The following is a 19,838-nucleotide window of genomic DNA, read 5'->3' as shown; positions in this document are numbered from 1 at the left end:
GAGCTGGCGAGCAGTGTGCGTCGCGAGAGATAAATGGATTCAGGCGTGACGTCCGACTCTTTGGAGTCGGACGCAGAAGGAAGCTTGATTAGCATGATGACTCCGCAGGCCAGGGAACTGATGCACCAATAGACTACGGAGTATGGTGGAAATTAGATCATTGACTAGGCTTTGCGGCGACGTAATAGATACTGAATGGGGCCGGACAGAGCGTAAGCGAGGAATATCAGCAGCAAAATGCGCGGCGGGTCGCTGAATACGACAGCAAACACCAAGACCACCGCCAGAATCGCAACGAAAGGCACGCGCCCCTTCAAGTCCAGTTCCTTGAAGCTGTTGTACTTGATGTTGCTGACCATCAGCATACCGGCGGCGGCGACCAGCAACGCAACGAGAAACGACAGCTTGGAGCCCTGAATCCCGAAATCGCTGAATGCCCAGACCGTGCCGGCCACTACACCTGCCGCTGCCGGACTGGCCAGGCCGATGAAGTAGCGCTTGTCAGCCTTGCCGACCTGAGTATTGAACCGTGCCAGACGCAATGCAGCGCCGGCTACATAGATGAAGGCAACCATCCAGCCCACCTTGCCCATGTCGCCCAGTGCCCAGCCGAACGCCAGCAACGCCGGGGCCACACCAAAGGCAACCATGTCGGACAGCGAATCGTACTCGGCGCCAAACGCGCTTTGCGTATTGGTCATGCGCGCCACACGACCATCCAGGCCGTCGAGCACCATGGCCACGAAGATCGCAATCGCAGCGAATGCGAAATACTTGCTCGCACCGGCGGTGTCACCTGCACTCATCGCGCTTTGAGCGCTCATGGAGCTGATGATGGAGTAGAAGCCCGCAAACAGATTTGCAGTGGTAAACAGGTTGGGCAGCAGGTAGATACCGCGATGCCGGACTTGCCGGCCTTCGGCATCATGCCCTTCTTCTACATGTTCATCGATCGGTAGCAGACTTTCAGCGTCAGAGGCCTTGATGGGCTCTTCAGGACGTTCGCTCATGGAGATTACCTTGCAGCGGTATGAAAAGGTTCGACACAGGTCTGCAGCGAGGGTTCGCCTGCAAACAATTGCAGCTTTATACCAGAGCCTGACCCATAACGAAAAAACGCGACCGATGGGCCGCGTTTTTTTGTGAAGCTGAATGCTTAGTTCTTGTCTTTGTCGACGATTTTGTTCGCCGCGATCCAAGGCATCATCGAGCGCAGTTTTTCACCGATGATTTCGATGCCGTGCGCAGCGTTGTTACGACGCTTGGCAGTCATCGACGGGTAGCCAGTAGCGCCTTCGGTGATGAACATCTTCGCGTATTCGCCGTCCTGGATGCGCTTCAGAGCGTTACGCATGGCCTGACGGGATTCGGCGTTGATGACTTCAGGACCGGTCACGTACTCGCCGAACTCGGCGTTGTTGGAGATCGAGTAGTTCATGTTGGCGATACCGCCTTCGTACATGAGGTCAACGATCAGCTTCAGTTCGTGCAGGCATTCGAAGTAAGCCATTTCCGGCGCGTAGCCAGCTTCAACCAGCGTTTCGAAACCGGCTTTGACCAACTCGACAGTACCGCCGCACAGAACAGCCTGCTCGCCGAACAGGTCGGTTTCAGTCTCGTCCTTGAAAGTGGTTTCGATGATGCCGGTACGGCCGCCGCCAACGCCCGAAGCGTAGGACAGGGCAACGTTCTTGGCGTTGCCGGAAGCATCCTGATAAACCGCGATCAGGTCAGGGATACCGCCGCCCTTGACGAACTCGGTACGCACGGTGTGGCCTGGAGCCTTCGGCGCGATCATGATCACGTCGAGGTCAGCGCGCGGCACGACCTGGTTGTAGTGAATCGCGAAGCCGTGGGAGAACGCCAGTGTTGCGCCCTTTTTCAGGTTCGGCTCGACTTCGTTCTTGTACAGCTGGGACTGGAACTCGTCCGGGGTCAGGATCATGACCACGTCGGCGGCAGCAACAGCAGAAGCGACGTCGGTCACTTTCAGGCCATGAGCCTCGGCCTTGGCGACAGTAGCCGAACCTTTACGCAGGCCGACAGTGACATCAACGCCGGAGTCTTTCAGGTTGCACGCCTGAGCGTGGCCTTGCGAACCATAACCGATGATGGCGACTTTCTTGCCCTGGATGATCGAAAGGTCACAGTCTTTGTCGTAGAAAACTTTCATGGAAATCCCCTGTTATCTTGGCCACGCAGGCCATTTGCTTAATTGATTTAAATGCTCAGCACTTTGTCGCCACGGGCAATGCCCGTTACGCCACTGCGTACTGTTTCCAGGATAGCGGCGGTGCCGATGGCCTGAATGAAGCTGTCCAGTTTGTCGCTCGTGCCGCTCAGTTGCACGGTGTAAACGCTGGCGGTGACGTCGACGATCTGCCCGCGGAAAATATCCGTGGTGCGCTTGATCTCGGCACGCTGCGCGCCGGTGGCCTTGACCTTGACCAGCATCAGTTCGCGCTCGATGTGAGCGCTTTCCGACAGGTCGACCAGCTTGACCACTTCGATGAGCTTGTTGAGGTTTTTGGTGATCTGCTCGATCACCTCATCATGACCTACGGTGGTGAGCGTCAGACGCGACAGGGTCGGGTCTTCGGTCGGCGCAACCGTCAGGCTTTCGATGTTGTAATTACGCTGGGAGAACAGACCAACGACGCGCGACAGTGCACCCGGTTCGTTTTCCAGCAGCAGGGAAATGATATGGCGCATGATTATGTCCGCTCCGTCTTGCTCAACCACATATCGCGCATGGAGCCGTCCTTGATTTGCATCGGATAGACGTGCTCGGTCACATCGACCTGAATATCCATGAACACCAGCCGGTCAGTCATGGCAAAGGCTTCTTCCATCTTCGGCTTCAGATCCTTCAGGTCCGTGACACGCATGCCGACGTGGCCATAGGCCTCGACCAGCTTGACGAAATCAGGCAGCGACTCCATGTAGGAGTGCGAGTGACGCGCGCCGTAGCTCATGTCCTGCCACTGGCGGACCATGCCCAGCACACCGTTGTTGAGCAGAATGATCTTAACCGGCAGACCGTACTGCAGGCAGGTCGACAGCTCCTGGATGTTCATCTGGATGCTGCCTTCACCGGTCACACAGGCGACGTGCGCATCCGGAAAGTTCAGCTTGACGCCCATCGCCGCCGGGAAGCCAAAGCCCATGGTGCCCAGACCACCGGAGTTGATCCAGCGGTTCGGCTTGTTGAAGCGGTAGTACTGCGCAGCGAACATCTGATGCTGACCGACGTCCGAGGTGACATAAGCATCGCCCTTGGTAACTTCGCACAGCGTTTCGATAACGGCCTGCGGCTTGATGACCGTGCCATCGCCACGGTTGTACGGGAACAGATCACCCGTACCGCGCCACTCGTCAATCTGCTTCCACCACGCGGCAACGGATGCCTTGTCGGGTGTCTCGCCGATCTCTTTCAAGGTGGCGACCATTTCGGTCAGCACGCTTTCGACAGGACCGACGATAGGCACATCGGCCTTGATGGTCTTGGAGATCGAAGCCGGGTCGATATCGATGTGGATAATTTTGGCGTTCGGGCAGAACTTGCTGGCGCCGTTGATGACACGGTCATCAAAGCGCGCGCCGACAGCCAGGATCACATCGGTATGGTGCATCGCGAGGTTGGCGGTATAGCTACCGTGCATCCCGAGCATGCCGACGAACTGACGATCCGTGCCCGGATAGCAACCAAGCCCCATCAGGGTGTTGGTTACCGGTGCATCGAGCAGTTGCGCCAGTTCGGTCAGTTGCGCCGAAGCATTGCCCATGATCACCCCGCCACCGGCGTAGACGATCGGGCGCTTGGCAGCCAGCAGCATCTCGACGGCCTTGCGGATCTGACCGGAATGGCCACGAACCGCCGGGCTGTAGGAGCGCAGCTTGGCTTTTTTCGGGAAGACGTATTCAAATTTTTCGGCCGGGTTGGTCATGTCTTTCGGAATATCGACGACCACCGGCCCCGGACGACCGGACTGCGCCAGGTAGAAAGCCTTTTTCAGGATTTCCGGGATTTCCGACGGGTGCTTGATCATGAAGCTGTGCTTCACGATCGGCCGGGAGATACCGATCATGTCGGTCTCCTGGAACGCGTCGGTGCCCACCAGCGTACTGGCTACCTGACCGGACAGGACCACCATCGGAATGGAGTCCATGTACGCCGTGGCGATACCGGTAATGGCATTGGTTGCACCAGGACCCGAAGTCACCAGCACCACGCCCGCCTTGCCGGTAGCCCGCGCATAGCCATCGGCCATGTGCGTGGCAGCCTGCTCGTGGCGAACAAGGATGTGGCTCACCGCCGGTTCTTTGAACAGGGCATCGTAGACATGCAGGAGGGCACCACCGGGGTACCCATAGATATGCTCAACGCCTTCGTCACGCAAAAAGCGGACGACCATTTCAGCGCCAGATAAAAGCTCCACGTTGTTCACCTCTAAAACGCCAGAATACCGCCCACTCCGGGACGGGTCTTAATAGGTTTACTGCCAGCAGAGCATGAGCGACGGTGGTCGCCGACTACGTCAGCACTGACTGAGCAAGTATTGGGAGGTCCCTGAGTGTTGCGGAACATTCCCACCCAGCGCGAGGTAACGCGTTGCGGGTGTTACAGGTCGGCGCGGGTGTGCGCCTCATGATCTACCGAGAGGGTCTGCTTCTGGCAGTCCTTCTACAGCGAACTTTGGATTGTTGTGATTCCCCCCCTTCAAGTCAAGCGATCCGTGCGCTTTCTTGAAACCCGGCGAGTGAAATCGCACCGTTTCGGACTGAAATGCACTGTTATGGTAGCTTTCTGCATGCACAGACTTTCAAGGACCCGACATGCATTGGATGATTCTCGCCGCCGCGCTGGCCATCAGCGCAACCAGCCAGGCCGCTTCGATCTACAAGTGGGTGGATGCCCAGGGCGTGACGCACTTTGATGCCCAGCCGCCCACTGGCCAGCCGGTGCAGGAAATCAATGTGCAGACACCGCCACCCGCTGCCGCGCCGGGCATGCCAGCGGACGATGGGGCTGCGCAGCAACGCGAGATTGACCAGAAAGTCAAAAGCCAGGTGAAGGCTCAGGAAGCCAAGCGCGCGGAAAATTGCGAGACCTTGCGCACCAATCTTGCGCAGTTGCAGAACAATCCACGCGTGCGCGAGCAGGTTGGAGGGGAGTCGAGGCGCCTTACGGATGAGAACCGCAAGACGCGTATCGACGAAACCAACAGGGCTATCAGCGAATACTGCCGCTAGAAGCGCGCCGATCAGCGCGCTGCTGTAATCAGCTGGTCGAACCGCGCCAGATGCGCTTGCAGTTGCCGGGTTTCACTCATGCACCCGGCATAAACCATCTCGGCCATTTCCAGAATGCCGGAAGCATTGGGTAATGGCAGGTCACGCTCAAGGATGACCTTCATCCGCGGCAGGAAAATCCATTGCAGCCACTGGGCGAACTCCAGGGTATCGACGCTGAACGGCTCCTGACTGGCGAGCGCCTGCTCACTGGGCGGTGTCGCATCCCACCAGCCCAGCAGGCGCAACTCGCGCTCTATCAACAACAGTTGCTCGGCAACCTCAGGCAAACGTCCGTCCATCAGCGAGCCTTTTGACGAGCCAGGGCAGCACCGGCCGCATCACCTTGCTTTTCGCGTGACTGAGCGATCAATCCCCACAGACTGGCCTGAAGGCTGGTGCGCCCGTTGGCGTAAGTCAGACCACGACGTGCCAGTTGCTCGGCCTGGGCTGCATCGCCCTGAGCCAGACGCACCTGAGCCAGACGATAAAGCACTTGCGGCTCGCGCGGTGCAACCCGCTGCGCCCGCTCGAGACTGGACGACGCGCCGTTGAGATCGCCACTGGTCTGCTGTTGCTGTGCAGTGGTCAGCAATGCCAGTACAGGCCCGTCAAGTTGCTCGTCCTCTGACAGACCGCCACCGCTGGACGGAATTCCGGTCGGGGCAGAGGCGGCCGGCATGCTGTAACTGTTGTTCGCGGGAGCCTGACTGACCGGGGCCTGATTGACCGGGGCCTGATTGACAGGAGCGGCATCGACAGGCGGAGTGTTGACACTGAACGGTGCCTGACTGGCGGGCGCAGAATAACTCTGTCCTGCATCGGCGCCGCCCGCGCCCGGCACCATCACTACGACGCCCGAGTCCTGCGGTACAGCTTGCGGCTGCTGTTGCACCGGAGCGGTGTTGGTGCGGTAAGTACCGTTACGCGAAGCTGCCGCACGTTCGCCGTTGGACACCTTGGAGCTCGAATCCACGACCGGAATCGAGCCGCGTTCCACACTGGCGCAGCCGTTCAGCAAGGCCAGTGCCGTTAAAGCTGGAATCCACCATTTATTCACTTCAAAACCTCGATTGCCTAGTTCAACCAACCCTTGACCCAGTCCATCACCTCAGTGGCAGGTGCCGGAGCGCCGCCGCATGTCGCGCCAGGCTGGGGCTCACTGCCGCGAATATACGGCATCTGCACGGCATTCGGGCAGCTTGCATCCGAACCCTGACCGGTCTGCGCATCGACCCACGCCTGAACGACGTTGTCCGGCATCGCCATGTCCAGCGGCAGCGGACCGGCCTTGCGCATGAAACTGGTCCAGACCTGCAGGGCACCGGTGGCACCGGTAAACGGTGTCTTGCCGTTGTCGTCGCGACCCATCCACACAACGGCCAGCAGGTCCTGACTGAACCCGGCAAACCAGCTGTCGCGCGAGTCGTTACTGGTGCCAGTCTTGCCCGCCAGATTCAACGAGCTCGGCAACACGTTGTAAACAGATTTGCCTGTACCTTCGCGCATGACCCGCTGCATCGCATTCTGCACCAGGTATATGGCACCCGGATCGAAGCGCTGTTCAATCTGGAACGGATAACGCTTGAGCGGCTCGCCTTCAGCGGTGAGCACGCTGCGAATACCACGCATCGGCGTATTGAACCCGCCGCTGGCGATGGTCTGATACATGGTGGCCACTTCCATCGGACTCAAGCCACCCGCACCCAGCAGCATCGACGGATAGGTCGGCCATTCGCGCGTCACACCCAGCTTGGCCAACGTCTTGAACACGTTTGGAATGCCCAGCTCAAGACCCAGCTTGGCGGTCGACAAGTTGTAAGAATGCGCCAGCCCCTGATACAGGAAGATATTGCCGTGTGACTTGTGATCGTAGTTCTGCGGTTTCCAGATCTGGCCATCGGCACCCTTGACCTGGAACAGTTCGTCGGCGATCCAGCTGGTCAAGGTGTACTGGCTTGGCCGTTCGAGTGCCGTCAGGTAAATAGCCGGCTTGACCAGCGAGCCGATCGGCCGAACCGCGTCGATCGCCCGGTTGAAGCCCGAGAACCCGGCCTCACGCCCACCGATCAACGCCTGCACTTCGCCGGTTTCCGGGTTGGTGACGACCATGGCCGACTCCACCTCATCAGAACCCTTGCGCCCGGCGAGCTTCTTGAACGTATCGTCCATGGCAGCCTGGGACTTCATCTGCAGGATCGGATCGAAACTGGTAAAGATCCGCAGCCCTTCTTCGGTCAAGTCTTCGTCGCGATAGTCTTCGCGCAGCTGACGCTTGACCAGATCGAGGAACGCCGGGAACGAGCTGTCGGCGAGGGTCCCGGTCTTGGTCACACCCAGTGGCATTTTCTTCGCAGCGGCAACCACTTCCGGCGTGGCGACGCCCTGCTGCTCGAACAGGTCGAGCACCAGATTACGACGCTCCAGAGCACGCTCCGGATTGCGCCGCGGGTTATAGAAGGAAGGCCCCTTGACCAGACCGACCAGCATCGCCACCTGATGGATTTTCAGTTCGGACAGCGGCTGGCTGAAGAAATACTGACTGGCCAGACCGAAACCGTGAACAGCACGCTGGCCGTCCTGGCCGACGAACACTTCGTTGAGATAGGCCTCGAGGATTTCCTGCTTGCTGTAATGGATCTCCAGCAAAACGGCCATCATGGCTTCGGTCAGCTTGCGGGTCAGGCTGCGCTCGTTGGTCAGGTAGAAGTTCTTGACCAACTGCTGGGTCAGCGTACTGCCGCCCTGGCGCATCTGCCCCTGCGAGGTATTGACCCAGATCGCCCGGGCAATGGACTTGGGCGACACGCCGAAGTGGTGATAGAAATCCCGGTCCTCGACCGCCACCAGCCCGTCGAGCAGATAGGGCGGCGCCTGATCCAGCTTGATCAGAATCCGGTCTTCCAGGTTCTTCGGGTACAGGCCGCCGATCAGCAACGGCTCAAGCCGCGCCACCGCAAGCTTTGCACCATTGCCCGAAGACAAGTCAGCTACGTAGTCACCGGAAAAGCGCACGCGCACCTGCTGCGCTGCGTCAGTGCCTTCGTAGAACTGAAAACCACGCGTGTTGAGGTCGACGGTATTGCCGTTCACCGCTGCGGCGCCGGGCCCGTTCGCCACGCTTTCGCGGCGATAGCCCAGGGCGTCGAGCTCGATGAGAAAGTCATCGCGGCTCAGCTTCTGTCCAACGAACAGCTCCAGCGGCCGTGCATAGACCTTGGCCGGGATGGTCCAGCGCTTGCCGGAGAATTTTTCCTGGACGATTGCATCGAGATAAATGGCCAGGCCGCCGAGCAGAACCAGGCCGACAATACCGAGCTTCAACGCCCAGCCCAGCCACTTGTTAAGGCTGCGGGGAGGTTGTTTTTTTGCAGAACGAGAGGTGCGGGATCGAGTCATGGGCGCGGATTATACGCACTTTACCGAGGATCGACAGACGCCCGAGTCAGCGGTTTGCAGCCTCGCGCCAAGCGGCCATAATGGCAGCATCGTGTACTTACATTTTGAACACATTCCTGAAGGATCGACCGTGAGCCAGTCTTTGATTGCTGCCCTGCAGAACCCTGCCCTCTTCCCCCATCCGGTGGAGAGTTTCCAGGTCATCGAAACGCACATTTCCTGGGTGCTGCTGACGGGTCCGTATGCCTACAAATTCAAAAAGCCGATGAACTTCGGCTTTCTGGATTTCACCACGCTGGCCCTGCGCAAGCATTTCTGCGAAGAAGAGTTGCGCCTGAATCAACGTCTGACCGACGACCTCTACATCGAAGTCCTGCCGATCACTGGCACAGAGAACGCGCCACAACTGGGCGGCGACGGCGAAGCCATCGAGTACGCGCTGAAGATGAAGCAGTTCTCGCAGGATGGTCTGCTGAGCACGCTGCAGGCCAACGGTGAAGTGACGACTGCGCACATCGACGAACTGGCGAGCCAGATTGCCGGCTTTCACCTGACCTCACCGCAGGTCGGGGCCGAAAGCGAACTCGGCTCGCCTGACAGCGTGATGGCCCCGGTGGTACAGAATTTCGAGCAGATTCGCCCGCTGCTGAGCGAAAAATCCGACCTGGCACAGCTTGATGCCCTGCAGGCGTGGGCAGAGTCGAGCTTTGCGCGACTCAAGCCGCTGCTGGCTCACCGCAAGGCCGACGGGTTCATCCGTGAATGCCATGGCGACATCCATCTGGGCAACGCAACGGTGATTGACGGCAAGGTCGTACTGTTCGACTGCATCGAGTTCAACGAGCCGTTCCGCAAGACCGACGTCTACGCCGACATCGGCTTTCTGGCAATGGACCTTGAGGACCGTGGCCTGAAATCGCTGTCGCGGCGCTTGATCAGTCAGTACCTCGTAGTCACCGGCGACTACGCAGGCCTTGAGCTGTTGAACTTCTACAAGGCCTACCGCGCAATGGTCCGCGCCAAGGTGGCACTGTTCACCCAGCCGGCCAATGCCGACGGTTTGCAGCGCGCGGCGACGCTTCGTCAGTACCGCAATTATGCCAATCTGGCCGAGAGCTACAGCGCCATCCCTTCGCCGTTTCTGACTATTACCCACGGTGTCTCTGCCGTCGGCAAAAGCCACGTAGCAATGCGTCTGGTGGAATCGCTGGGCGCCATCCGCCTGCGCTCGGACGTAGAGCGCAAGCGCCTGTTTGCCGGCCAGGGCCAGGATCTGTATGACGCGCAAGCCAGCAGCGCAACTTATGCCCGCCTGCATGAGCTGGCCTCCGCAACTCTGCGCGCGGGCTTCTCGGTGGTAATCGATGCGACCTACCTGAAGCGCGAGCAACGCGATGCGGCGGCAAAGATTGCGGAAAACACCGGTGTGCCGTTCCTGATTCTGGATTGCGAAGCACCACAGGCAGTGATCGCTGGCTGGCTTGCGCAGCGTCAGGCACAGAACAACGACCCCTCCGACGCCACACTGGAAGTCATCGAGGCTCAGCAGGCCAGTCGCGAGCCGCTAGGCGCCGACGAAATCCTGCGCAGCAAGAAGGTTGCAACCAACGTCAGCAGCGACCTGGACAGCCTTATCGACAACCTGCGTCAGCGCCTGCCGGGCCTTTAAACAGACGCATGGCCGTTGAGCGGTTAATGCTTCACGGCCTCAAGATGATGGCGATATACTGGCGCCATAATTCCAACGCAACGACATGTCCGAGGCCATCATGAGCCACCCCAAACAGATCGACTCACCGCTTTATATGCTGCTGCGCAAAGATGACGTCGAAGGTTTCAATCAAGAGAAACCACGAACCGGCACCATCGACATGGTCGGGGGCGACTTCAGAGGGCTGGACCTGCGCGAGCTGGACACCGCCGGCATCGACTTCACCGACGCCTATTTTCGCTCTGCCGACCTTCGCGGCCTGGACCTGCGCAATACGCCGATGGAAGGTGCGAGCATCGCTCACGCACAGATTTCAGGGGTGTTCTTCCCGGCCGAACTCTCGGCTGACGAGATCCTGATGTCGGTGAATTTCGGCACGCGCCTGCGCTACCGTACCCACTGATACCGCAAAAACGTTGCAGCCTGCATGCGCGATGCATAGCGGGCTGGCGATGTATCGCACTCTTTTCATGCCCCCCTTCTCTTGCATGCGCAACCCGGTCTTCGCTGTGCTCAGCACTTTTTAGCCCTCAAATATGCGTGCTGAATCAGGCGCAGGAACCGGCGTCCGGGCCACCAAAAGAAATGTTGACTTACAAATGAGAATCGTTATGATTATCACATCCGGTCGCGAGACTGGACGGTAGCCTGAAAGACCTTGGTTCGGACTTTCAGATTATCTCCTCATCAGGCTAATCACGGTTTTTGACCCGGCTCTTTGCCGGGTCTTTTTTTGCTCGGCACAAAACCACCGGTCATTCAAAAGCCAGCGCCGCCACCATGGGATTCGAGCAGGCCGAGCCTTGCCAGCAAATCGTCCAGCAAGCTCGATCCTCCCAGCCGTAAACGCCCGGCGCTGATCCATTGCAGACCAAATCGCGCGCGGACCAGTGCCATGTAAACACGCGCCTCGTCGAACGTACGGATCCCGCCTGCAACCTTGAGCCCCACTTGTCCGCCTACGTCAGCAATGGACTCCAGCATGATCCGTGCAGCCTGCGGCGTGACATGCGTGGCGGCCTTGCCCGTGCTGGTCTTGATGAAGTCAGCGCCCGAAACAATCGCATCGCGACACGCATCGAGGATCATTTGCGAGTCACGCAAGTCACCGGTTTCAAGGGTAGCGGTAAGCCTGACCTGCCCGGCACACAAAGCCGAACACGCCGAAATCATCGCCAGGCCGGGCTGCCGATCTCCGCCGAGCAACGCGCGAAAGGGATACACGACGTCGATCTCATCCGCGCCAGCCATCAGCGCAGCGCGTACCTGGGCGATGACTGACTGAACATTGCTGCTGCCATGAGGGAAATTGACCACGGCGACGACCTTGATATGACGAGCCTGTAGGCGATCCAGCGTGGTGCGTGCCAGACACACGAAACGTTGCTGGACGCTGACCGCGGCAACCGGCCCCACAGGCGTACAGGCACGCCGACAGATGCCGACAATGCGCTGCTCCGTGTCGTCTGTGTTGAGGGCGAACAGCTCAAGCAGCCCGATGACCTGACGCGCCAGTCGCTCATCATCTGCTGTCATCTCTTTCATAGTATTTCCGCTCTGCAAGACATGAGCGGACGATATATGGCTGCAAGGCCTACAAGCATAGGCGATGCGCTTAGAGACGAAAGCTACAGAAAGACAGGAAAGAACCGACGTACCCTGTAATGACTTCAACGTAACGCAGCGCATCAATCCGAAGAAAATGCCAGACTTGTCCGATCAGGCATCGCCCCTGAAAACTGGCACCCTAAAACGGGCCCTCTAACAACTGGCCTATGGAGGCTTCTTGATATTCCTTTGCACTTCAAGCCACCTGCCCGAAGCCCACAGCAAAGGCTTCGCGCTGGGCGAACATGCACTGTTTGCCGTGCGCCGCCAAGGCCAAGTGTTCGTCTACAAAAACCGCTGCCCGCATCGCGGCATTCCCCTGGAATGGCAACCCGATCAATTTCTGGACAGCAGTGCAAGCCTGATCCAGTGCGCTACGCACGGGGCGTTGTTTCTGATCGAGAACGGCGAATGCGTTGCCGGGCCTTGCGAAGGCCAGTCCTTGACCGTCATCAAAAGCCGTGAAGACGCCGAGGGCATCTGGGTGTCGCTGCATCTGGAGGCATGACGGAGTCTGAACCGCCTGTAGCCAGATGCCTCAATCCAGTCCGTGCACCTGCAGGCGACGGTCGATAAAAATCTCTTCCGACGTCAGTTGCGCACCGTAGGCAAGAATTTGCACACCGGCATCAATAGCTTCACGCAACGCCGCCGCGTAGGCAGGATCAATCTCCTGCGCAGGCCGCACAGCGTCGATACCGGTGAGATTGACGCAATACAGCAGCACGGCGCGCACGCCTTCGCGCGCCAGCGTCGCCAGTTCGCGCAGGTGCCGCGCGCCTCGCTGGGTCACCGCATCGGGGAATGCCGCCACGCTGGAGCCATCGAACCCCAAAGTGACACTTTTCACTTCCAGATACAGGTAGCCATCCGGATACTCCAGACGAAAGTCCACACGGCTTTTTTCCTGTCCGTAGGCCACCTCGCGCTTGAGCGCCGTGAACCCCGTCAGTTCGCTGATGACCCCGGCGCGCAAGGCCTCGTCAACCAGCGTATTGGCCCGTCCGGTATTGATACAGGCCAGGCGACCCTGCGGAGTTTCGCTGATTTCCCAAGTGCCCGGCAGTTTGCGCTTGGGGTCATTCGAGCGACTGAACCACACGCGCCCGCCGGGCATCATGCAGTTGAGCATCGAACCGGTGTTAGGGCAGTGAATGGTCAGCAACTCACCGCTATCGGTTTCGATATCAGCGAGAAAACGCTTATAACGCACCAGCAGACGACCCTGTTCAAGCTGCGGAGAAAAACGCATCAGACGCCCCAGCTACGCAGACCGCGAGCGATTCGCTCGACCGCCTGTTCAAGGCGCGGCAGGCTTTGCGTATAGGCAAAGCGCACGTGGTGCCCTGCCTGAAAACGGCCAAAGTCCAGGCCAGGTGTAAAGGCAACGTGCTCGGTTTCCAGAAAGTGCCGGCAAAAGGCAAAGGCATCGCCGCCAAACGCGGAGATATCGGCATACAAATAAAAGGCCCCTTCCGGCTCGACGGCAATACCGAACCCCAGTTCGCGCAGCGCTGGCAGCAGAAAGTCCCGGCGGCGGCCGAACTCGGCACGCCGTTGCTCGAGTATGGCCAGCGTCTGCGGCTCAAAGCAGGCGAGCGCAGCATGTTGCGCCATGCTCGGCGCGCTGATGTAAAGGTTCTGGGCCAGCTTTTCCAGATCGGCCACCGCATCCTGTGGCGCGACCAGCCAGCCAAGACGCCACCCGGTCATGCCGAAATACTTTGAAAAGCTATTGAGGACGAAAGCGTCATTATCCACCTCCAGCACACTGCTGGCGTCCACACCGTAGGTCAGGCCGTGATAGATCTCGTCCACCACCAAGTGGCCATTGCGGGCTTTCAATGCCTGAGACAAGGCTGCCAGTTCGTCACGACTCAATAGAGTGCCGGTCGGGTTGGCGGGCGATGCCACCAGAGCGCCGACACTGTTCTGGTTCCAGTGCTTGGCCACCAGCTCGGGGGTCAGTTGATAACGCTCCTGGGGACCTACCGGCACCAGCTGCGCCTCGCCTTCTATCAGACGTAAAAAGTGGCGATTGCACGGGTAGCCAGGGTCGGCCAGCAACCAGTGCTTGCCCGGATCGACCAGTAGACTGCTGGTCAGCAACAACGCGCCTGAACCACCCGGCGTGACCAGAATGCGCTGAGGATCAATGTCGACGCCGTAACGCTGGGCGTAAAACCCGGCAATGGCCTCGCGCAGCTGCGGCAGGCCGCGCGCGGCGGTGTAACGCGTCTTGCCGTCTGCCAGTGCCGCCTGGCCAGCCTTAATGATGGGCTGCGCAGTGGTGAAATCGGGCTCGCCGATTTCAAGGTGAATCACATCATGACCCGCCGCCTGCAATTCATTGGCACGCGCCAGCAACGCCATGACATGAAAAGGTTCTATGGCGCGGCTGCGCGCACTGTAAGGCTGGCTCATGGATATTCCTTTGGAGGGCGGGTGTTAAAACATGATTGTCATCACGTCGCGCCATGATTCTACCCAACCACCCGCCCGACGGTGTGTTTGCGGACTGAAAAACCCGGTTCCCGAACGCTGAATAAAAGAAAGCTACGACGGTGCGCAGCGACTAGAGTTCATTTAGATGCAGGGCAGATGCGAAATGGCCATCTCCATAAGAAGACGGCGTCGCCATGCTCGACAACCGGGAGTAGCGCACTCCGATTTGATCTGGTAAGTTCGCCCGCTTGCAGCTGCAGGGCCGACGGGTGTCGGTGATGGAACAATCCTGCGCAATAGATTAGAAGAGTGAGAGGCGGTCCAGACATGCCCACCCCAGAAAAGCAACAGAACCATCTAATCAGCGGCTTTGAGCCCTACGTGCAAACGAAGGGTGAAGAGTACATGGGCGAGCCGATGCGCGCGCACTTCACCAAGATCCTGAACAAGTGGAAGCAGGACTTGATGCAAGAGGTCGACCGAACGGTAGACCATATGAAGGATGAAGCTGCCAACTTCCCTGATCCGGCCGACCGTGCCAGTCAGGAAGAAGAGTTCAGCCTCGAACTTCGTGCCCGCGATCGCGAACGCAAGCTGATCAAGAAAATCGACAAGACGCTGCAACTGATCAAGGACGAGGAATATGGCTGGTGTGAATCCTGCGGCGTAGAGATCGGCATCCGCCGTCTTGAGGCTCGCCCGACTGCAGACCAGTGCGTCGACTGCAAGACACTTGCAGAAATCAAGGAAAAACAGGTCGGTAAATGACCTGGGGCCGCCTTTGACTGAAAAGACGCTTCGGCGTCTTTTTTTGTGCCTGTTGAAAGCACGATGACGGCGAATCTTGTTCCCACTCCTTGCTCATCGCTGTCCACAGCCCAACTGACTCCCATGCGCTCTTTGATCGCGATGGCACTGACGACGCAAATTGCGACGTAAGTGACGGCTGAGTCCTGGCGCTGATCCGGGGGTAGCCTGGCAGGACGCCAGGCTAGCCGCACCGGGCCATGGAGGGCCCGTTGCGGCGACCCCCGGATCAGTGACAGGGCGAAGGAACCCGACGAAGTCGGGCCGGAAACGGAGCCAGGGGCTTTGGTCACTTTGGCCCCTTCAAAGTGACTCGCCGAGGGGCGAAAAGGTGACCTGAGCCGAACCCCGCCCCATCTGACATCGCAGAACCGCTTTCCCATCGCCCGAAAAGCACTTCAAATAGCAGCCCGGCATAACCACACACTGCGTTCCACTTGCCCGCCCAAGCCCGTCACCCGTAACATCCCGCCCATGAAAAAACCGGCCTATATCGGGCGCTTTGCGCCGACTCCCAGTGGTTACCTGCATTTTGGCTCGCTGGTCGCAGCCCTCGCCTCCTATCTCGATGCGCGCGCGGCAGACGGTCAGTGGCTGTTGCGCATGGAGGATCTCGACCCGCCGCGTGAAGTAGCCGGCGCGCAGGCGGGGATTCTCGAGACACTCGAGCGCTACGGTTTTGAATGGGACGGCCAGATGGTGCGGCAAAGCGAGCGTCATGACGCCTACGCCGAGATCCTCCAGCGCTGGTTCAATCATGGCCTGGCCTACGCCTGCACCTGCTCGCGTAAACAGCTCGAAGACTTTCAGGGTGTCTATCCGGGTTTCTGCCGCAATGCCGGGCATTCGCCGGACAACGCCGCAATCCGCATTCGCGTTCCGGAGCTGGAATATCGCTTCGAAGACCGGGTTCAGGGCACCTTCAAAATGCACCTGGGGCGCGAAAGCGGTGACTTTGTAATCCGCCGGCGCGATGGACTGTATGCCTATCAACTGGCCGTGGTCATTGACGACACCTGGCAAGGCGTCACCGATATCGTTCGCGGTGCCGACCTGCTCGACTCGACACCCCGCCAGCTGTACCTGCAGGAACTGCTGGGCCTGCCCCAACCGCGCTACCTGCATGTACCGTTGATCACCCAACCCGATGGTCACAAGCTGGGCAAGTCCTATCGCTCCCCACCACTGCCGGCCGATCAGGCGACGCCGCTGCTGCTTCGGGCCTTGCGCGCATTGGGGCAGCCGCTCGATGCGCACATCACCGATGGCACCGCGCAGGAAGTGCTCGCCTGGGGCATACGTCACTGGAACGCTGACCTGATACCCCGACTGCGCAATATTGAGGAAGCCCGGATAGACTGATCCAGAGCGGTCGCCGCAAACTGCGACGCAAGGATACTTGCAGGTTATCCGGCATCCGTTAACATGCCGCTCCTCATCTACCAGCGCAGGGAGACCAGATGTACATATACCGGTTGGTTTTGCTTCTGGTGGTCGGCATTTATCTGTTCTCACCAGCCATCATGGACTGGTGGATCGATGCCACCGGTGCCTGGTATCGGCCCTACATGTTGTGGCTGATCCTGATTGTGGTGACGTTCATTCTGCAGAGCCAGCGAGATGCCGATGAGCTTTAGTCTGACGCAGATGCTGCTGGTCAGCGCCGCCTACCTGTTGGTGCTGTTCGGCGTAGCCTGGGTCAGCGAACATGGCCTGATTCCGCGCTGGATCATTCGTCACCCGCTGACCTACACCCTGTCACTGGGCGTCTACGCCAGCGCCTGGGCGTTTTATGGCACGGTTGGTCTGGCCTATCAGTATGGCTACGGCTTTCTGTCCAGTTATCTGGGGGTGTCCGGGGCCTTCCTCCTCGCGCCGGTGCTGCTCTACCCCATCCTCAGAATTACCCGCACCTACCAGCTGTCATCACTGGCCGATCTGTTCGCCTTCCGTTTTCGCAGTACCTGGGCCGGCGCGCTGACCACCGTATTCATGCTGATCGGCGTGCTGCCACTGCTGGCCTTGCAGATTCAGGCGGTCGCCGACTCCATCGGCATTCTGACCCGCGAGCCGGTGCAGGACCGGGTCGCAGTGGCATTCTGCGCACTGATCACCCTGTTCACGATTTTCTTCGGCTCACGGCACATCGCGACGCGCGAGAAACACGAGGGCCTGGTGTTCGCCATCGCCTTTGAATCGCTGATCAAGCTGATCGCCCTGGGCGGCGTCGGGCTTTATGCCTTGTATGGCGTGTTCGACGGCCCGCAACAACTGGAACTCTGGCTGCTGCAGAACCAGACCGCCCTCGCCTCGCTGCACACGCCTTTGCAGGAAGGCCCGTGGCGCACGTTGCTGCTGGTGTTCTTCGCCTCGGCCATCGTCATGCCGCACATGTATCACATGACCTTCACGGAAAACCTCAACCCGCGCTCGCTGGTCAGCGCCAGCTGGGGTCTGCCGCTGTTTCTGCTGTTGATCAGCCTCGCAGTGCCGCTGATCCTCTGGGCCGGGCTCAAGCTCGGCGCCACCACCAGCCCGGAATATTTCACGCTCGGCATCGGCATCGCCGCCAACAGCAAGTCTCTGGCCCTGCTCGCCTATATCGGCGGGCTGTCGGCGGCCAGCGGGCTGATCATCGTCACCACGCTGGCGTTGTCCGGCATGGCACTCAATCACCTGGTGCTGCCGCTGTATCAGCCACCCGCCGAGGGCAATATCTATCGCTGGCTGAAGTGGACACGACGCGGACTGATCGTGGCGATCATCGCGCTGGGTTACGGCTTCTACCTGATGCTCGGCGCTCAGCAGGACCTGGCCAATCTGGGCATCGTCGCCTTCGTTGCAACCCTGCAATTCCTGCCGGGCGTGCTGTCGGTACTGTACTGGCCGACCGCCAACCGACGCGGCTTCATCGCCGGGCTGCTGGCCGGCATTTCGGTCTGGGCAGTCAGCATGCTGTTGCCGCTGATCGGCAACCTGCAGGGCTTCTATATTCCCTGGCTGAACATGATTTATGTGCTGGACGACACCAGTTGGCACATGGCAGCCATCGCCTCGCTGGCCGCAAACGTCTTGCTGTTCACCCTGATCTCGCTGTTCACCAATGCCAGCCCTGAAGAAGCCGGGGCCGCCGAGGCCTGCGCAGTCGACAACGTGCGCCGCCCGCAACGCCGGGAACTGCACGCGGTGTCGCCGCAGGAGTTCGCCACCCAACTGGCCAAGCCGCTGGGCGCGAAAGCCGCGCAGAAGGAGGTCGAGCAAGCGCTGCGCGATCTTTATCTGCCGTTCGACGAGCGCCGCCCTTATGCCCTGCGCCGCCTGCGCGACCGCATCGAGGCCAACCTGTCCGGGCTGATGGGGCCGAGCGTTGCACAGGACATGGTGGAAACGTTTCTGCCGTACAAATCAGGCAGCGAAAAATACGTCACCGAAGACATACATTTCATTGAAAGCCGGCTTGAGGACTACCACTCGCGCCTTACCGGCCTTGCCGCCGAACTCGATGCCTTGCGCCGCTACCACCGCCAGACCCTTCAGGAACTGCCGATGGGCGTCTGCTCGCTGGCCGAAGATCAGGAGATCCTGATGTGGAACAGGGCCATGGAAGAATTGACCGGAATCGTCGCCCAGCGCGTAGTGGGTTCACGACTGGAAACCATTGCCGAGCCGTGGAAGGGCCTGCTGACCGGTTTTACCAGCCTGCCCGATGAGCATTTACACAAGCAGAAGCTCGGTCTGGACGGCCAGACACGCTGGCTCAATCTGCACAAGGCCGCCATCAACGAGCCTCTGGCGCCGGGCAACAGCGGGCTGGTGGTGCTGGTCGAAGACCTGACCGACACGCAGATGCTCGAAGACAAGCTGGTGCATTCGGAACGCCTGGCAAGTATCGGCCGACTGGCCGCCGGCGTGGCGCACGAGATCGGCAATCCGATTACCGGTATTGCCTGTCTAGCCCAGAACCTGCGCGAGGAACGCGAAGAAGACGGCGAACTCAAGGAGATCAGCAGCCAGATCCTCGAACAGACCAAACGCGTCTCGCGCATCGTCCAGTCATTGATGAGTTTTGCCCACGCGGGCGCTCATCAGCATAGCGACGAAGCCGTTTGTCTGGCCGTGGTGGCCCAGGATGCTATTGGTCTGCTGGCGCTGAACCGGCGCAATTTCGAAGTACACTTCTACAACCTGTGCAACCCCGAGCATTGGGCTGTCGGCGACTCGCAGCGGCTGGCGCAGGTGTTGATCAATCTGCTCTCCAACGCCCGTGATGCCTCCCCGGCAGGCAGCGCAGTCAGGGTCAGAAGCGAAGTATCCGAGCACACTGTGGACTTGATCGTCGAAGACGAAGGCAGTGGGATTTCAAAGGCAATCATGGACCGATTGTTCGAGCCGTTCTTCACCACCAAGGATCCTGGCGAGGGAACCGGACTTGGCCTGGCGCTGGTCTATTCCATCGTTGAAGAGCATTATGGACAGATAACCATCGACAGCCCGGCCGATCCCGAGCAACAGCGTGGAACCCGTATTCGGGTGACCTTGCCACGCCATGTCGACGCGACGTCCACCGCGAACTGAG

General features: G+C 59.5%; 19 protein-coding genes (1 of these 19 only partly in view). 8 read left to right on the top strand and 11 right to left on the bottom strand.

Annotated features, from left to right (window positions below; translation table 11 throughout):
• The 5 genes from msrP to JOE39_RS23790 all read right to left on the bottom strand — a co-directional run.
• Nucleotides 1–95: the beginning of a protein-methionine-sulfoxide reductase catalytic subunit MsrP gene (msrP, locus tag JOE39_RS23810; protein ID WP_024691980.1), read on the bottom strand. Its footprint begins 919 nt before the window's first position; the window shows 95 of its 1,014 coding nt (coding positions 1–95); its start codon is at nucleotides 93–95; its stop codon lies beyond the left edge, outside the window.
• Between the two features lie 69 nt (nucleotides 96–164).
• Complete coding sequence (gene pssA, locus JOE39_RS23805; protein ID WP_003317706.1) at nucleotides 165–1,010, bottom strand: CDP-diacylglycerol--serine O-phosphatidyltransferase; 846 nt, start codon at nucleotides 1,008–1,010, stop codon at nucleotides 165–167.
• Nucleotides 1,011–1,156: 146 nt separating this feature from the next.
• A complete protein-coding gene (gene ilvC, locus JOE39_RS23800; protein WP_003427449.1) occupies nucleotides 1,157–2,173 on the bottom strand; it encodes a ketol-acid reductoisomerase in 1,017 nt (338 codons plus the stop codon).
• Nucleotides 2,174–2,220: 47 nt separating this feature from the next.
• Nucleotides 2,221–2,712, bottom strand: a complete 492-nt coding sequence (gene ilvN, locus JOE39_RS23795; RefSeq protein ID WP_002552075.1) for an acetolactate synthase small subunit — start codon at nucleotides 2,710–2,712, stop codon at nucleotides 2,221–2,223.
• A 2-nt stretch (nucleotides 2,713–2,714) separates the two neighbouring features.
• Nucleotides 2,715–4,439: an acetolactate synthase 3 large subunit gene (locus tag JOE39_RS23790; protein WP_003317709.1), complete on the bottom strand. Its 1,725-nt coding sequence runs from the start codon at nucleotides 4,437–4,439 to the stop codon at nucleotides 2,715–2,717.
• Between the two features lie 397 nt (nucleotides 4,440–4,836).
• On the opposite strand from JOE39_RS23790, the gene JOE39_RS23785 reads away from it, so the two are divergent.
• The gene (locus JOE39_RS23785; protein WP_003392629.1) at nucleotides 4,837–5,253 is read left to right on the top strand and encodes a DUF4124 domain-containing protein; all 417 of its coding nucleotides are present in this window, start codon (nucleotides 4,837–4,839) and stop codon (nucleotides 5,251–5,253) included.
• Between the two features lie 11 nt (nucleotides 5,254–5,264).
• On the opposite strand, the gene JOE39_RS23780 is transcribed toward JOE39_RS23785, so the two are convergent.
• The 3 genes from JOE39_RS23780 to mrcB are packed head-to-tail and all read right to left on the bottom strand — an operon-like array spanning nucleotide 5,265 to nucleotide 8,691.
• Nucleotides 5,265–5,594 (bottom strand): YqcC family protein, encoded by a 330-nt coding sequence (locus JOE39_RS23780; protein WP_003392631.1) that lies wholly within the window; start codon nucleotides 5,592–5,594, stop codon nucleotides 5,265–5,267.
• Entirely contained in the window at nucleotides 5,594–6,352 is a 759-nt protein-coding gene (locus JOE39_RS23775) for a hypothetical protein (RefSeq protein ID WP_221033631.1), read from the bottom strand. Before JOE39_RS23775 ends, JOE39_RS23780 begins: the two co-directional genes overlap by 1 nt.
• Before the next feature lie 17 nt (nucleotides 6,353–6,369).
• Complete coding sequence (gene mrcB, locus JOE39_RS23770; RefSeq protein ID WP_003427455.1) at nucleotides 6,370–8,691, bottom strand: penicillin-binding protein 1B; 2,322 nt, start codon at nucleotides 8,689–8,691, stop codon at nucleotides 6,370–6,372.
• A 130-nt stretch (nucleotides 8,692–8,821) separates the two neighbouring features.
• On the opposite strand from mrcB, the gene JOE39_RS23765 reads away from it, so the two are divergent.
• Nucleotides 8,822–10,360, top strand: a complete 1,539-nt coding sequence (locus tag JOE39_RS23765) for a bifunctional aminoglycoside phosphotransferase/ATP-binding protein (protein WP_210078205.1) — start codon at nucleotides 8,822–8,824, stop codon at nucleotides 10,358–10,360.
• A gap of 100 nt (nucleotides 10,361–10,460) precedes the next feature.
• The gene (locus tag JOE39_RS23760; RefSeq protein WP_003317715.1) at nucleotides 10,461–10,805 is read left to right on the top strand and encodes a pentapeptide repeat-containing protein; all 345 of its coding nucleotides are present in this window, start codon (nucleotides 10,461–10,463) and stop codon (nucleotides 10,803–10,805) included.
• 356 nt (nucleotides 10,806–11,161) lie between these two features.
• On the opposite strand, the gene deoC is transcribed toward JOE39_RS23760, so the two are convergent.
• On the bottom strand, nucleotides 11,162–11,947 hold the full coding sequence (deoC, locus tag JOE39_RS23755) for a deoxyribose-phosphate aldolase (RefSeq protein WP_003392637.1): 786 nt from the start codon (nucleotides 11,945–11,947) through the stop codon (nucleotides 11,162–11,164).
• A 241-nt stretch (nucleotides 11,948–12,188) separates the two neighbouring features.
• Between deoC and JOE39_RS23750 the strand changes: the two genes are divergently transcribed.
• A complete protein-coding gene (locus JOE39_RS23750) occupies nucleotides 12,189–12,518 on the top strand; it encodes a Rieske (2Fe-2S) protein (RefSeq protein ID WP_003345054.1) in 330 nt (109 codons plus the stop codon).
• 30 nt (nucleotides 12,519–12,548) lie between these two features.
• Here JOE39_RS23750 and sfsA read toward each other — a convergent pair whose 3' ends face one another.
• Both sfsA and JOE39_RS23740 read right to left on the bottom strand, forming a co-directional pair.
• Entirely contained in the window at nucleotides 12,549–13,262 is a 714-nt protein-coding gene (gene sfsA / locus JOE39_RS23745; RefSeq protein ID WP_003345056.1) for a DNA/RNA nuclease SfsA, read from the bottom strand.
• Nucleotides 13,262–14,434 carry a pyridoxal phosphate-dependent aminotransferase gene (locus tag JOE39_RS23740; protein ID WP_024691975.1) on the bottom strand — a complete coding sequence of 391 codons (1,173 nt, stop codon included), beginning with the start codon at nucleotides 14,432–14,434 and terminating at the stop codon, nucleotides 13,262–13,264. The genes sfsA and JOE39_RS23740 overlap by 1 nt, the downstream gene beginning before the upstream one ends.
• A 348-nt stretch (nucleotides 14,435–14,782) precedes the next feature.
• Between JOE39_RS23740 and dksA the strand changes: the two genes are divergently transcribed.
• The 4 genes from dksA to JOE39_RS23720 all read left to right on the top strand — a co-directional run bounded on the left by dksA (nucleotide 14,783) and on the right by JOE39_RS23720 (nucleotide 19,837).
• On the top strand, nucleotides 14,783–15,223 hold the full coding sequence (gene dksA, locus JOE39_RS23735) for an RNA polymerase-binding protein DksA (protein ID WP_003317723.1): 441 nt from the start codon (nucleotides 14,783–14,785) through the stop codon (nucleotides 15,221–15,223).
• A gap of 513 nt (nucleotides 15,224–15,736) precedes the next feature.
• A complete protein-coding gene (gene gluQRS / locus JOE39_RS23730; RefSeq protein WP_210078207.1) occupies nucleotides 15,737–16,624 on the top strand; it encodes a tRNA glutamyl-Q(34) synthetase GluQRS in 888 nt (295 codons plus the stop codon).
• 98 nt (nucleotides 16,625–16,722) lie between these two features.
• A complete protein-coding gene (locus tag JOE39_RS23725) occupies nucleotides 16,723–16,899 on the top strand; it encodes a hypothetical protein (RefSeq protein ID WP_002552060.1) in 177 nt (58 codons plus the stop codon).
• Nucleotides 16,883–19,837, top strand: coding sequence for a sensor histidine kinase (locus JOE39_RS23720; protein ID WP_004415167.1), 2,955 nt, complete (start codon nucleotides 16,883–16,885; stop codon nucleotides 19,835–19,837). Before JOE39_RS23725 ends, JOE39_RS23720 begins: the two co-directional genes overlap by 17 nt.
• Nucleotide 19,838: the final 1 nt, after the last annotated feature.

The sequence above is a fragment of the Pseudomonas sp. PvP100 genome, assembly GCF_017833055.1.
GTDB classification, from domain to species: domain Bacteria; phylum Pseudomonadota; class Gammaproteobacteria; order Pseudomonadales; family Pseudomonadaceae; genus Aquipseudomonas; species Aquipseudomonas syringae.
This window is presented reverse-complemented; position numbering and strand designations above follow the sequence as displayed.